Below are 14,095 nucleotides of genomic sequence, written 5' to 3' on the forward strand. Positions count from 1 at the left end.
CCAGCCCCATCGCCTGATCGGCACTATGGTCCTCAGCCGCCCTCGTCAGGACGCCGTACGCCACCCCCGGTGTCCCTCTCGGCTCCCGTGGCCCCCATGCCGGACGCCCCGGAGAGCCATCGGCGAGGCGGGCCCCGGCCCCTCGTACCTCGATCCGGGCTCGGGCGGCCCGCAGAACGACTTCACCAACCGCAACACCACCTTCACTAGCAGTGGGTCGGCGGGAGTGTGCCGTCGGGGCCGATGACGGTCACTTCCGCACCGCCGTCGCCGTCCGTGAACGCGATCGTGCACACCACCTGACGCACCGCGGCCGCCTTGAAGGTCCGTACCGCGAGCGGGAGATGGAGGGTCAGCTTGCCGGGGGTCGCCTTTGTCCACACGGCTCCCGTCAACTGCGGCGGCAGTTCCGTGTGGAGCCCGGCCTCGCGCTCGTTCGCCCGTGGGCCGGCGAACAGCGCGGCGACGACCTTCCCGGGGTCCACCGGCCCGGCGCCCGCTGGAGGAGGGGCCGTTCCGACCCGTCGGGTCACCGGTGTCAGGTGGCCCTGAGGCGAGAGGAAGAAGAGAAGCATTCGATTCTCGGGGTCGGGGAAGACACCGACGGTGGCAGGCCCGCCGGCCTCAATGACGTCGGTCTGCTGCACTCCGCAGCCGGTCAGCAGGGCCACGGCGGTGAGGCATGCGGCGACGGCTCGGCCCACGGCGGTGCTCGGACGCTTCATACGGTCCTCTCCCCTGCCACCAGGGGTATCTCCACCGTGAAGACGGCGCCGCCCTGCGCCCCGTTCGCGGCCCGGACCGTGCCTCCGTGCAAGCGCACGTTCTCCAGGGTGATGGCGAGACCGAGACCGCTGCCCGCCGAACGGGTGCGGGCCGCGTCCGCCTTGTAGAAGCGCTCGAAGATGTGCGGCAGCACGTCCTCGGGGATGCCGGGGCCGCTGTCCGCGACCTCGGTGACAAGCCGGGCCGCACCGTTCACGCTGGTCGCCACGGTCGCCCGGGTCGTGCCGGGCGCGCCGTCACCGTACGTCTCGGTGCGCAGCCGTACCACGACGGGCGCGCTGCCGTGCCGCAGTGCGTTGCCGACGAGGTTGGCGATGACGATGTCGAAGCGCCGGGGGTCGAGCCGGGCCCGGATGCCGTCGGGCAGGTCGGTGACGACCTGCGCGGGATCGGTCCAGTGACGGCTTGTCAGGGTCTTGCGGATGGTCTGTGCGACGTCGACCTCGTCGGGGTTCAGCTCGGCGGCCCGAGCGTCGAAGCGGGAGATCTCCATCAAGTCCTCGACGAGTACGGCCAGTCTGTCCGTCTCGGCGCTGATCAGCCGGACGGCGGCGGCGGTGTCGGGGGCGAGCTGGGTGGCGTCCTCGTCCAGGACTTCCGTGACAGCGAGCATCCCGGTGAGCGGGGTGCGCAGTTCGTGGGAGACATCGGAGGCGAAGCGGCGGGCGCGCGCCTCGGCCTCCCGGAGTTCGCCGACAGTGTGCTCCAGTTCGACCGCGGACTCGTTGAAGGTCCGGGCCAGGTCGGCGAGTTCGTCGCGGCCCTTGGCCTGGATGCGGGTGTCGAGGCGACCGCTGCCCATGCTCCGCGCTGCCTTCCGCAGGTCGCGGACAGGGCGCAGCACGCTGCGCGCCGCCAGCAGGGCGGGGACGAGTGATATCGCGAGCCCCGGGACGGCCCCGTCGCGGGCCGCGGTGACCATGGCCCTGATGTTGGCCTCCTCGTCGGCCAGCCGCATCACGGCGTACAGCACCAGCCCGGTGGGCCGGCCGGCCTTCCCGTCATGGAAAACGGTCGGAACGGCGATGGTCAGCCACGGGTCGCCGTCCTTGTCGACCCGCTGGAAGATGCCGCGGGGGCTGGCGAGCGCGGCACAGCGCAGTTCGGGGGTGATCACGGTCGAAACGGGCTGGGTGCCGGAGGAGACCCGGATCGATCCGTATTCGGCGAACACCACCCAGGGGTGCGGCTTGCTCTGCCGGGCGAGTTGAAGCAGTTGCTCGCGAAGGGACAGGGGCTCGACAGGCAGCGGCGTGGACAGTTCCTGGACCCGGTCGCGGAAGGAGGAGACGGCCGTGTCCTGGGCCTGTTCGAGGATCGTGTTGCGCGCCTTGCGGTAGGCAAGGGACGCGGTGGTCCCGGCGCTGACGGCGGCGACCAGCAGAAAGGCGAGCACCAGTCGAGTGCGCAGCCCGATGCGGGCTTTCCAACGGCTCACAGCGGTCCGAAGCGGTAGCCGAAGCCCCGCAGGGTCTGGACGTAGCGGGGGTTGCCGGGCACGTCCTCGATCTTGTGGCGCAGCCGCCGTACGCAGGCGTCGACCAGGCGGGCGTCGCCGTGGAAGCTGTGCTCCCAGACCTGCTCGAGCAGTTGCTGCCGGCTGAAGACCTGCTCCGGCGCGGCGGTCAGATACAGCAGGAGCCTGAGTTCGGAAGGGGCGAGCACCACGCGCTCCCCGGCCTTGGTGATGCTCAGCCCCACACGGTCGATAGCGAGGTCGCCGTGGAACTCCACGGCGGGTCGCCCGCCTGGCTCGTCGATGCGGCGCAGCACGGCCCGGATGCGGGCCTCGATCACCTCCGTGCGAGCGGGTTTGACGATGTAGTCGTCGGCCCCGGCCTCCAGCCCCACCACGACGTCGAAGTCGTCGCCGCGGGCCGTGAGCATGATGACCGGCAGTTGGCTTGCCTCGCGCACCTGACGGCAGACCTGGACACCGTTCATGCCGGGCAGCATGAGGTCGAGGAGCAGCAGATCGGGCCGGAATTCGGCGATGGCCGCCAGCCCGGTTTCCCCGGTGGGAGCGGAGCGCACCTCGTGCCCGCGGCGGCGCAGGCCGATTTCGATGCCTTCGCGGACGGAGGCGTCGTCTTCTATGAGCAGGACGCGTGGCATGTGCCGAGTATTCCACTTCGCCAAATGGGGGGAACTGCTGGTCAGTTGGGGTAAGGAGGGCGGTCGCGGTGCCGCCTCGTCAGGTCCGGCGGCGGATGGTGCGGGGCACCGCCCTGAGGGCGGCCTCCAGTTCGGTCAGGCGCAGGGGACGCGCCAGCAGTGCGAAGGTCGCCAGGATGACGGCCGCGCCCGCCGTCACCGCCCCGAGCGGACCGAGAGGGGCCGCGCGGGCGGCTGCGAGGTGGCCGAGCGCGGCGGCCGGAACCGCGGCCAGCAGCAGCCGGCCCAGCGCGGACGCGTACGGGGAGCGCCGCAACACGCGCCCGGAGCCCGTCGTCACCGAGAGCCTGCGGTCCAGTACGTACGCGGTGACCGCCCAGCCCGCGAAGAGCGCCACCGAGTACGCCCCGGCCATGCCGCTGACCGCCCAGCGGGCGGGCAGTAGCAGACAGGCGGCCGCGGACAGGCCCGCGTTGAGTCCGGCGATCACGAGGTTCAGCAGAAACGGCGTGCGGGTGTCGGAGAGCGCGTAGAACGCCCGCGAGAGGACGTACTGCCCGGAGAAGGCGATCAGTCCCGGCGCGAAGGCGGCGAGCGCCCCCGCCATGACAGCGATGTCGTTCGTGCTGGTTCTGCCGTACTGAAAGGCGATCGCCATGATCGGCCCGGCGAGTGCGAGGAGCGCGCACGCGGCGGGCACGATGACCGCGGTGCTGCTGCGCAGGGCATACGAGACGTCCCGTCGTACGCCCGTGGCGTCGCCGTCGGCCGCCGCCCTGCTCATCCGCGGCATCAGCGCGGTGACCAGTGAGACGGTCACGATCCCGTGCGGCACGACCCACAGCAGATACGCGTTGCTGTAGGCGCTGAACCCGGCCCCACCGTCGATCCCCTGGGCCGCCGCATGCTGCCCCGCCACCGTCGCGAGCCAGGTCACCACCCAGTACGCGAGCTGGTTGGTGAGCACGAGCAGCACCAGCCAGCCGGCGGAGCGCAGCGGCCGGGACAGTCCGCTGCCCCGCCAGTCGAACCTGGGCCGCCAGCTGAAGCGCGCCGCGCGCAGGGACGGCAGCAGCGCCAGCGCCTGGACGACGATCCCGGCCGTGGTACCCCAGCCGAGCAGGGCGGTCTCACCGGGGGTGAGTGTGCCCCCGGTTCCCGCCGTCGCCAGGTACAGACCGAAGACGGCGATGACGACCACGTTGTTGAGGACCGGGGTCCACATCATGGCGCCGAACCGGCCCCGCGCGTTCAGCACCTGCCCGAGCAGGGTGAACAGACCGAGGAAGAAGATCTGCGGCAGGCAGTAGCGCGCGAAGGCGACCGTCATCGTCGCCTGCGCGCCGGTGTAGTCGGTGTAGGCCGCGACGATCGCAGGCGCGGCGAACACCGCCCCGGCCGTGATCAGCAGCAGGGCCGCCGTGCAGACGGTGAGCAGCCGATCCGTGTACGCGGCCCCGCCGTCCTTGTGTTCCTTGGCGGCCTTGACCAGCTCGGGCACGAAGACGGCGTTGAGGGCACCGCCCAGGAGCAGCGTGTAGACGATGTTGGGGACGGTGTTGCCGACCGCGTAGCCGTCGGCGGTCAGCCCCACGCCGAGCGCGGCGGCGACCACGGCGGACCGTATGAATCCGGTGATGCGGGAGACGAGTGACCCTGCTGCCATGGCCGCGCCGCTGCGCAGTACCGAGCCGGACCGGTGGGCCGGTCGCTCCGTCGTGGAAGCGCCGGCGCTCGTGGGGGCAGCGGCAGCAGGTCGGGCTGCCGGGGCTCCGGAGGCATCCGGAGTGCCGTGAGGGGCGGGAGTACCCGGGATGCCTGGGACGGCCGGAGGCCTGGAGGCGCTCACCGGCGGGCCAGGTACATCTGGAAGGCGCGGTACAGCGTGTGGTTGGCGGTGCCGTCCAAGGGTGTCTCCCATTCTCCCAGCGTCTCGACGACCTGCCCGCCGGTGCCGAGCTTCCAGCGCAACAGCCCGAACGAGCGGGCTTCGGGGTCGAGTGTGGACGGTACCCCGCGCATGTCGTAGACCTCCGCGCCCCGGGCGTGGGCGTCGAGCATCATCTGCCACTGCAGGGCGTTGGAGGGGCGGACCTCACGCCGATGGTCGGCGGAGGCCCCGGTCTGGTACCAGACCCGCCGACCCACCGTGATCAAAGTGTGGGCGGCCAGGATCTCGCCCTGGTACTGGGCGAGATAGAGCCTCATCCGGCCCGGCTCCTCGGCGTTGAGGGCCGCGTACTGGCGCTCGTAGTACGCGAGTGAGCGGCCGAGCCGGAAGCCGTCGCGCTCCTCGGTGATCCTCAGCAGCCGGTAGAACTCGGGAAGGTCGGCGGCCCCTCCCACGCTCACTTCCACGCCCGCCTTGCGCGCCCGGCGGATGTTGCGCCGCCACTCCTGGTTGAGCCCGGTCCACAGGTCGTCGGAGGTACGCCCGGCCAGGGGCACCCGGAAGACGTAGCGGGGTTGTGCGTCCCCGTCGCTGTCGCCACCGCAGCGCGCCCAGCCGCGGGACCGCAGCCGCTCGGCCACAGCGGCACCCAAGGGGTCGACCTCACGGGCGAGCACGTCGGTCAGGCGTCGCCCGGGGCCGGTTTGCGCCTTGAGTCCGGCGGCATCCCACCTGCGGTAGGCGGGCGCGGGACCGATGCGTACGGCGAACGCTCCCGCGGCGCGCAGATGGCGCAACAGTGGGTTGAGCCAGCCGTCGAGATCCGGGTCGGTCCAGTCGGCGACGGGGCCTTCGGGCAGGTAGGCGAAGTACCTACGAGTTCCGGGGAACTGGCGCAGCAGCACCAGCGCCACTCCGCTCAGCTTCCCCGCCCCGGAGCCGATCTGCGGTCCCCAGCCGAGCAGTTGGGCCTGCCAGCCGTCCTTCACCGCGGCCCAGGACGGGCACTGCAGAAAGCCGGGGGCCAGGGCGGAACCGGTGCGGGACGCCAGGAACGCGCGGTACGCCTCTTCGGAGACGGGCCCCAGCCACGCATCCTGCTGACCAGATCTTGCCGTCACGAGCAACGCTGACACCGCGCCTCCTCGGTTGCCGTTGTCATCGGGTGAGGAACCGAGCCGTGAAGCGCGGAACGCGAGGAAGATTCACAGGCGTCCGTGACCGTGCCGCGCGACGAATGTGACCGGATCATGACCGTTCCTGTGCAGTTGCTGTCACACGGGCGACACGCCGATGTCCGGTGCTTTTCGCGGCCTAGAGTCCCCACGTCTTCCCGACTTTCACGGAGGTATCCGTTGAGCCAGACACGTGTCGGACCGATACGCACGGGCCCCGTGCGGGTTCGTGCCGTCATCACCGCCACGGCGGTCGCCGTCCTGCTGACCGCCACGCTCTCCGCCTGCTCCGCCGACGGCTCGACGTCGGCGAAGGCGGACGCGAAAGCCGGCGGCGGACAGGCACACAGCGGGGCGGCGACGGTCACCGTGACGCCCCACGGTGTGCGAGCGAAGGCCGGCAAGCCGGTCGAGGTCGCCACGCACGACGGCACCCTCACCTCGGTCACCGTCACCGACGCCCAGGGCGGCAGGCTCACCGGCACGCTGTCGCACGACGGCCGGACCTGGACCTCGTCCCGCAACGCCGCGCCCGGCGCCACATACACGGTCAAGGCGGCGACCCGCACGGAGGACGGCACGGCAGGTCAGGCGAACGAGTCCGTCACCACCGCCGCCGCCGACAAGGTCAACAAGGTGGACTGGCGGCCGGGCAGCGGTACCACGGTCGGCGTGGCCCAGCCGATCTCCCTGGTCTTCGACTTCCCCGTGCGGAACAGAGCCGCGGTGGAGAAGCAACTCGAGGTCACCACCTCGAACAGCACAGAAGGCTCGTGGGGGTGGATGAAGGACTGGTCCGGCAAGGACCGGGTGGACTGGCGCCCCAAGGAGTACTGGCAGCCCGGCACCAAGGTGAGCCTGGACGCCCGGCTGAACGGCACCGACTCGGGCAAGAGCGGCGGCTGGTTCGTACGCGACTACAAGCTCGACTTCACCATCGGCGCGCGGCAGGTCGTCAAGGTCGACCTCGACAGCAAGCGGCTCATCATGAAACGCGACGGCAAGACCGTGCGGACCTTTCCGGTCTCCGGCGGCACCCCCGGCCCCGAAACGGGCTCCTGGCGCGGCACGGAGGTGCTGATGGCGAAGGAGGGCACGATCCGGATGAACTCCGAGACCGTGGGCCTCGGCGACACCTACGACGAGACGGTCGACTACTCGATGCGGCTGACCTGGTCGGGAACCTACGCACACGCCGCACCCTGGAACGCCGCCTACTTCGGCAGGGCCAACAGGAGCCACGGCTGCATCGGCATGAGCGACGCCGACGCCAAATGGCTCTACGAAACGGCCCGCATAGGCGACCCGTTCGAGGTCCTGGGCGCGGAGACCAAGGGGGAAGTAGCCGTGAACAACGGCCTCGGCGACTGGAACGTCGACTGGGACCAGTGGCACACCATGAGTGCCCTGCGGTGACCAGGACATCCGCGCCGCTCGGCGAACGGTGGGGCGCCGCCGGTCACTCTGAGACGGCGCGGCCCTCCGCGTCTTCACCCTCCACCTTGCTCCGCAGCCGCAGCCGCAGCCGCAGGACCGGACCTCACCGTTCAACCGGGCCCCTGCGACCGCCTCGTCGAGGCGTGCCCTCTCCTCCTCTGTCAGCGTGAGGTCCGCGGCCCGCCCCGAGTCCCGGATCGTCTCCGGGCGGCTCGCACCCGGAAAGGGGAATCACAGTGGGCGACTTCGCCAACAGCCAGGCCAGACAGAGCTGTTAGGGGGCTGTTGCCCGCGCGGCGCACCGGCAACGGGTACCGCGCCTACGTCCCGAACCCTGGCTGACCAGCAGATTTCTCCGTCCCGACGCCAGTATCACCAGCCCGGAGCAGTGGAACCCGGCGCCCGCCCGAGGCGACACTCGGGCCGCTGCCCTGCCCACCCTCAACTGCAGCACGCCTGATGGAGGTTAGAGGTGGCGCGGTGTTGCCGACGCGCGTATGCGGTTTTGATACGCGGACGATAGGTGCCCGCTCGTAGCATCGAGAGTATGCGTGTGTTGATCGTCGAGGACGAACCCTATATGGCTGAAGCCATCCGCGATGGCCTGCGCCTGGAAGCGATCGCGGCCGACCTCGCGGGCGACGGCGACATCGCCCTGGAAATGCTGAGCATCAACAGCTACGACATCGCCGTCCTCGACCGCGATATCCCCGGCCCTTCTGGTGACGAGATCGCCAGACGCATCGTCGACTCGGGCAGCGGCATGCCGATCCTCATGCTGACCGCGGCCGACCGCCTCGACGACAAGGCATCCGGCTTCGGACTCGGCGCCGACGACTACCTCACAAAGCCGTTTGAACTGCAGGAACTCGTCCTCAGGATCCGGGCGCTCGACCGCAGGCGTGCACACAGCCGGCCTCCGGTCCGTGAGATCGCGGGCCTGCGGCTGGATCCGTTCCGACGCGAGGTCTACCGGGACGGCCGCTACGTCGCGCTGACGCGCAAGCAGTTTGCCGTACTCGAGGTCCTCATCGCCGCCGAGGGTGGTGTCGTCAGCGCCGAGGAGCTTCTGGAGCGCGCGTGGGATGAGAACGCCAATCCATTCACCAATGCTGTGCGCATCACCGTCTCAGCACTGCGCAAGCGTCTCGGTGAGCCGTGGATCATCGCCACGGTCTCCGGCGTCGGCTATCGAATCGATGCACAGCCGTAGGCCGAAGGCGGGGGAGAGAGCCGCGGACAGAGCGCCCGGATTGAGTGTCCGCCTCAAGCTCACCCTCAGCTACGCCGGATTCCTCATGCTCGCCGGTGCCCTGCTGCTCGCCGTCATGGGCGTGTTCCTCCTGCAAGAGGGGTGGTTGCGAACCAATGCACAGGGGGCATGGAAAAGGAACCCGGTCACCGATTTTGTGCGCGGTTTCGCCCCCATAGCAGCCGCAGTGATGGCGTTTCTTCTCGTGTTCGGTCTCTTGGGAGGGTGGATCCTCGCCGGCCGTATGCTCGCCCCCCTGGCTCGCATCACCAACGCAACCCGCACGGCCGCCACGGGATCGCTCTCGCACCGTATCCAGATGCCGGGCCGCCAGGACGAATTCCGCGAACTCGCCGACGCCTTCGACTCGATGCTCGCACGGCTTGAAGCACATGTCGCCGAGCAGCGGAGATTCGCGGCAAACGCCTCGCACGAACTACGTACCCCGCTGGCAATCTCGAAGTCACTTCTCGACGTGGCCCGCACCGATCCATCACACGACACCGGCGAAGTCTTCGACCGCCTCCAAGCTGTCAATACCCGAGCGATCGACCTCACTGAAGCATTGCTCTTGCTCAGCCGAGCCGACCAGCGATCCTTCGCCCGAGAGCAGGTCGACCTGTCCCTCATGGCGGAAGAAGCCACCGAAACACTGCTCCCCCTCGCAGAAAAGAACGGCGTCACCCTGGAGACCCGCGGCGACATCACCCCCACGAGCGGATCGCCGGCGCTCCTGCTGCAACTGACCATGAACCTCGTGCACAACGCGATCGTCCACAATCTGCCTGAACAGGGCAGGGTGCGGGTCACTACCAGCGCCCGCCCCGGCACCGTGACGCTCACGGTCGAGAACACCGGCGAGAGACTCGCTCCACATCTGGTCTCGACACTCACCGAACCATTCCAGAGGGGCACCGAGCGCATCCACGACGATCAGACGGGCGTTGGCCTCGGCTTGGCCATCGTCGCAACCATCACTCGCGCACACGACGGCACCCTCACCCTCACCCCACGCGACACCGGCGGCCTGCGCATCACGGTGGAACTGCCCGCGCACACGTCCCCGCAGTCGTGATACGCGGTCCGAGCGGCGATCTCGGACAGGAAGCCATGTCCGACCTCGGCGGAGAGGCCGTGGTCGTGGCGGACGTCGCAAATCAGCGCCTGGACGGGCCGACAACGTATCGGCAGCGTATCGAAAACTGCAGACGCGGCGGCAACACCCCGGTTCCTTGAATGGAGGCATGACCTACAGCGAACCAGTGGGAATCACGGCTTTCGGATGCGGACGGGACGAAGCCGCACGGTTCCGGGAGCTGGCGCCTCGCTTCAGGGTGACGCCGACGATCACAGATTCTTCCGTGTCGGAGGACAACGTCCACCTTGCATCCGGACACCGGTGCATCAGTGTCGGACACAAGACCCGGATCACCCCGGCGACACTTCGCGCGCTGAGCCGAGTCGGCGTCTCCTATATCTCCACAAGAAGCATCGGGTACGACCACATCGATGTGGATTATGCGGGCCGCGTCGGCATTTCCGTCGAGAACGTCTGCTACTCCCCCGACAGCGTCGCCGACTACACGGTGATGCTGCTGCTGATGGCGGTGCGTCACGCCAAGTCCACTGTCCGCCGCGTGGATGCGCACGACTACCGACTGCACGACGTACGGGGGAAAGAGCTGCGCGACCTGACCGTCGGCGTGGTCGGAACGGGGCGCATCGGCACGGCCGTCATGGAAAGGCTCCGCGCCTTCGGATGCCGGATATTGGCGTACGGACATCGCGCCCGTGAATCCGGTGACCCCGGCGACGAGGTGTCGCTCGATGAATTGCTGAGGTCGAGCGACGCCGTCACGCTCCATGCGCCGCTCAACGCCGAGACGCACCACCTCCTCGACCGTGAACGCATCCAGCGGCTGAAACCCGGCGCGTTCGTGATCAACACCGGGCGCGGTGCCCTCATCGACACGACCGCGCTGGTCGCGGCGCTGGAGGACGGACGCCTGGGCGGTGTCGCCCTCGACGTCGTCGAGGGCGAGGAAGGCGTGTTCTACACCGACCGACGGAACGCGCCCATCGACAGCAAGCCACTTCTGCGGCTGCAGGAAATGCCGAACGCGTTCATCAGTCCGCACACCGCGTATTACACGGACCGTGCCCTGAGCGACACGGTCGAGAACTCGATCACCAACTGCCTTGAATTCGAAAGCAGGAATCAACATGTCTAAGGCCAAGATTCAGGTCGGAATCCTCTTCGGAGGCTGCTCCGAGGAACACCCCATCTCCATCAAGTCCGCGCAGGAGATCGCCCGGAACCTCGACCTGGACAAGTACGAGCCGTACTTCATCGGGATCACGCGCAGCGGCGCCTGGAAACTCTGCGACGGCCCGGACGCGGAGTGGGAGCGCGGCGCATGCCGGCCCGCCGCGCTCTCCCCGGACCGCGGCGTGCGCGGGCTGCTCGTCCTCGATCAGGGGAAGTACGAGACGATCGGCCTGGATGTCGTGGTGCCCGTCCTGCACGGCAGGCTCGGGGAGGACGGCGCGATCCAGGGCCTGCTCGAACTGTCCGGCATCCCGTACGTGGGCTGCGACGTCCAGAGTTCCGTGCTGGGCATGGACAAGTCCCTCGCCTATGCCGTCGCCGCTGGCGCCGGAATCGCCACGCCGAATTTCTGGACGGTCGCTGCGGGCGAGGACATCGACGCCGACCGGCTCACCTATCCCCTCTTCGTGAAGCCGGCCCGCTCGGGATCGTCCTTCGGGGTCAGCAAGGTGACGAACGCGGAAGAACTGCCGGCCGCGCTGGACGTCGCCCGACGGTACGACACGAAAGTCCTGGTCGAGGAGGCGGTCGCCGGCAGCGAGGTCGGATGCGCCATCCTGGGCGGCGGAACGGACCTGACCGCGGGAGAAGTGGACCGCATCGCCCTCTCCCACGGATTCTTCCGGATCCACCAGGAGGACGAGCCCGAGACCGGCTCCGACAATTCGACGCCGATCGTCCCCGCCGATATCCCGGCTGAATCCCGGGCACGCGTCCAGGAAGTGGCGAAGGCCGTCTACCGCGCCCTGGGCTGCAGCGGACTCGCGCGCGTGGACCTGTTCCTCAGGGACGACGGACAGGTCGTCCTCAACGAGGTCAACACATTCCCCGGCATGACCTCGTACAGCAGGTATCCGAGGATGATGGCCGCCGCCGGGGTTCCGTTGTCCGAAGTGATCGACCGCCTGGTGACCGGGACGCTCGCCCGGCCCCTGACTCCGACGGAGCAGACTGATGCGTAACGATGTCGTCCTCAACGACTTCGTATTCCTGGATGAGTTCATGCCCGGGGTCCGCTGGGATGCCAAGTACGCCACCTGGGACAACTTCACCGGAAAACCGGTCGAGGGATACCTGGCCAATCGCATCGTCGGCACCAGGGCCCTGTGTGCGGCATTGCAGAGCGCGCGAGAAGAAGCAGCCTCGCACGGATTCGGCCTGCTGCTCTGGGACGGCTACCGCCCGCAACGCGCCGTGGCCTCTTTCCTGCGCTGGTCGAAGCAGCCGGAGGACGACCGCACCAAGCACCGCCACTACCCCAATATCGACCGGTCCGAGATGTTCGAGAACGGATATGTGGCCGCCAAGTCGGGCCACAGCCGCGGCAGTACCGTCGATCTGACGCTGTACCACCTGGACAGCGGCGACCTCGCCGCCATGGGTGGCGACCACGACCTGATGGACTCGGTCTCGCACCACGGAGCGGAAGGAATCTCGCGGGCCGCGGCGGACAACCGCAGGCGTCTTCGCTCCATCATGGAGACCAGCGGATTCAGCTCCTACGCCTGCGAATGGTGGCATTACACGCTCAAGGACGAGCCCTACCCGGACACCTATTTCGACTTTCCCATCACACAGGTGAGTCTGGGATGAACACGGCGAGGCTCCGGCGGTCCGGCCGGAGCCTCGGCCCGTCCCCGGACGCCGAGCGGCGAGGGCGAGCACTCACCGGAGCGCACCACGTATCGCCGGCGTATCGAGAACCGCATACGCGCCGGCAACACCCCGCCGCCTTCACTGGAGCCATGACTCAGAGCCGGCCATCCCTCGCCCCGTGCCCCCTCTCCCTCGCCGAGATCGCCGCGCTCGTCGGCGGCCGGGTCGCGGGTGACGCGACGGTCGCAGTGAGTGCGCCGGCCGTACTCGACAGCCGGCACGGCGAACCGGGCGGTCTCTTCGTCGCCATGGTCGGTGAGCGCGTCGACGGCCACGACTACACCGGCCGAACCCGTGCCACCGCCGTGCTCGGCTCGCGCCCGACACCGCTCCCCACCGTCGTCGTCGACGACGTACCGGCCGCACTGCAGACACTCGCCGCCCACGCCGTGGCCCGGCTGCGCGAGCGGCTGACCGTCGTCGCGGTGACGGGCTCGCAGGGCAAGACCAGCACCAAGGACCTGTTGTCCGTGGTCCTTTCGGGCGCCGGGCCGACCGTCGCCACACACGGTTCGTACAACAATGAACTCGGCGTGCCCCTGACCATGCTGCGCGCCGACGCGCACACCCGCTTCCTCGCCCTCGAAATGGGCGCCCGTCACCTCGGCGACATAGCCCACCTCACCGGCCTGGTCGCACCCGACATCGCGGTCGTGCTCAACGTCGGCCAGGCCCACATCGGGGAGTTCGGCTCGCGCGCGGCCATCGCACGGACCAAGGGCGAACTCGTGCGCGGCCTCACACCCGGTGGCACCGCCGTCCTCAACGCCGACGACCCCCGCGTCGTCGCGATGCGCGCGCTGACCGACGGGCCGGTCCTGACCTTCGGCCGCGCCGAACACGCCGACGTGCGCGTCCAGGACCTGGTCCTCGACCGCCTGGGCCGGACGACCTTCACGCTGCGCACCTCCGGCGCCTCGGCCCGTGTCGCGCTGCCGCTCGTGGGCGCCCACCAGGCACTCAACGCGGCGGCCGCCGCCGCGGCGGGACTCGCGGCCGGTATCCCCCTGGTCACCTCGGCGGTGAACCTCAGCACCGCCTCACTGTCCAAGTGGCGTATGGAGCTCGCCACCCTGACCTGCGGCGCGACCCTACTCAACGACTCCTACAACGCCAACCCCGACTCCACCCGAGCCGCCCTGGACACGCTCGCCGCGATCGCGGGCAGGCGCCGTATCGCCGTGCTCGGCGCGATGCTCGAACTCGGCGCCGACAGTGAGGCCGAACACCGAGCGGTGGGCGAGTACGCGGCCACACGCGCCGACCTGGTGGCCGTCGTCGGCGAGACCGCCCGTCCCGTCGCCGACGCCGCGGGGGAACGGGCGGTCGTGCTCACCGACAACCAAGCGGCCGTCGCCTGGCTGCGCGAGATCCTCACCGGCGGCGACGTCGTCCTCATCAAGGCGTCGCGCGGCGCCCACCTCGACGAGGTGGCCGCCGCCCTCGGGTAACCG

At 69.4% G+C, this 14,095-nt stretch carries 12 protein-coding genes and 2 pseudogenes; 8 read left to right on the forward strand and 6 right to left on the reverse strand.

All coding sequences use genetic code 11. The features are described 5' to 3' along the window. Positions 1 to 118: 118 nt before the first annotated feature. Positions 119 to 211 (forward strand): annotated as a pseudogene (locus ACZ60T_RS03320) (flavodoxin family protein); the annotation flags it as partial. Here the strand turns inward: ACZ60T_RS03320 and ACZ60T_RS03325 are convergent. The 5 genes from ACZ60T_RS03325 to ACZ60T_RS03345 all read right to left on the reverse strand — a co-directional run bounded on the left by ACZ60T_RS03325 (position 207) and on the right by ACZ60T_RS03345 (position 5,928). Further along, the gene (locus tag ACZ60T_RS03325) at positions 207 to 725 is read right to left on the reverse strand and encodes a hypothetical protein (protein ID WP_469663991.1); all 519 of its coding nucleotides are present in this window, start codon (positions 723 to 725) and stop codon (positions 207 to 209) included. The pseudogene ACZ60T_RS03320 and the gene ACZ60T_RS03325 overlap by 5 nt on opposite strands. Then, positions 722 to 2,224: an ATP-binding protein gene (locus ACZ60T_RS03330; protein WP_469663993.1), complete on the reverse strand. Its 1,503-nt coding sequence runs from the start codon at positions 2,222 to 2,224 to the stop codon at positions 722 to 724. Before ACZ60T_RS03330 ends, ACZ60T_RS03325 begins: the two co-directional genes overlap by 4 nt. Continuing rightward, the gene (locus tag ACZ60T_RS03335; protein ID WP_469663995.1) at positions 2,221 to 2,901 is read right to left on the reverse strand and encodes a response regulator; all 681 of its coding nucleotides are present in this window, start codon (positions 2,899 to 2,901) and stop codon (positions 2,221 to 2,223) included. The genes ACZ60T_RS03330 and ACZ60T_RS03335 overlap by 4 nt, the downstream gene beginning before the upstream one ends. Before the next feature lie 79 nt (positions 2,902 to 2,980). After that, a complete protein-coding gene (gene murJ / locus ACZ60T_RS03340) occupies positions 2,981 to 4,822 on the reverse strand; it encodes a murein biosynthesis integral membrane protein MurJ (RefSeq protein WP_469663997.1) in 1,842 nt (613 codons plus the stop codon). After that, positions 4,747 to 5,928 (reverse strand): lipid II:glycine glycyltransferase FemX, encoded by a 1,182-nt coding sequence (locus tag ACZ60T_RS03345; protein WP_469663999.1) that lies wholly within the window; start codon positions 5,926 to 5,928, stop codon positions 4,747 to 4,749. Before ACZ60T_RS03345 ends, murJ begins: the two co-directional genes overlap by 76 nt. A gap of 258 nt (positions 5,929 to 6,186) precedes the next feature. Here ACZ60T_RS03345 and ACZ60T_RS03350 point away from each other — a divergent pair, with 258 nt between their 5' ends. After that, on the forward strand, positions 6,187 to 7,383 hold the full coding sequence (locus ACZ60T_RS03350; RefSeq protein WP_469664001.1) for a L,D-transpeptidase: 1,197 nt from the start codon (positions 6,187 to 6,189) through the stop codon (positions 7,381 to 7,383). 150 nt (positions 7,384 to 7,533) lie between these two features. Here ACZ60T_RS03350 and ACZ60T_RS03355 read toward each other — a convergent pair. Next, a pseudogene (locus ACZ60T_RS03355) lies at positions 7,534 to 7,678 on the reverse strand (aldo/keto reductase); the annotation flags it as partial. A 273-nt stretch (positions 7,679 to 7,951) separates the two neighbouring features. Here ACZ60T_RS03355 and ACZ60T_RS03360 point away from each other — a divergent pair. The 6 genes from ACZ60T_RS03360 (at position 7,952) to ACZ60T_RS03385 (ending at position 14,092) form a co-directional block, all read left to right on the forward strand. Continuing rightward, a complete protein-coding gene (locus ACZ60T_RS03360; protein ID WP_469664003.1) occupies positions 7,952 to 8,617 on the forward strand; it encodes a response regulator transcription factor in 666 nt (221 codons plus the stop codon). Then, entirely contained in the window at positions 8,604 to 9,731 is a 1,128-nt protein-coding gene (locus ACZ60T_RS03365; RefSeq protein ID WP_469664005.1) for a sensor histidine kinase, read from the forward strand. Before ACZ60T_RS03360 ends, ACZ60T_RS03365 begins: the two co-directional genes overlap by 14 nt. Before the next feature lie 169 nt (positions 9,732 to 9,900). Then, positions 9,901 to 10,887, forward strand: a complete 987-nt coding sequence (locus tag ACZ60T_RS03370; RefSeq protein ID WP_469664007.1) for a D-isomer specific 2-hydroxyacid dehydrogenase family protein — start codon at positions 9,901 to 9,903, stop codon at positions 10,885 to 10,887. Beyond that, the gene (gene vanA / locus ACZ60T_RS03375; protein ID WP_469664009.1) at positions 10,880 to 11,947 is read left to right on the forward strand and encodes a D-alanine--(R)-lactate ligase; all 1,068 of its coding nucleotides are present in this window, start codon (positions 10,880 to 10,882) and stop codon (positions 11,945 to 11,947) included. Before ACZ60T_RS03370 ends, vanA begins: the two co-directional genes overlap by 8 nt. After that, the gene (gene vanX / locus ACZ60T_RS03380) at positions 11,940 to 12,578 is read left to right on the forward strand and encodes a D-Ala-D-Ala dipeptidase VanX (RefSeq protein WP_469664011.1); all 639 of its coding nucleotides are present in this window, start codon (positions 11,940 to 11,942) and stop codon (positions 12,576 to 12,578) included. The genes vanA and vanX overlap by 8 nt, the downstream gene beginning before the upstream one ends. 152 nt (positions 12,579 to 12,730) lie before the next feature. Next, positions 12,731 to 14,092: a UDP-N-acetylmuramoyl-tripeptide--D-alanyl-D-alanine ligase gene (locus ACZ60T_RS03385; RefSeq protein ID WP_469664013.1), complete on the forward strand. Its 1,362-nt coding sequence runs from the start codon at positions 12,731 to 12,733 to the stop codon at positions 14,090 to 14,092. Positions 14,093 to 14,095 lie beyond the last annotated feature (3 nt).

It is taken from the genome of Streptomyces sp. NPDC104371, assembly GCF_055583785.1.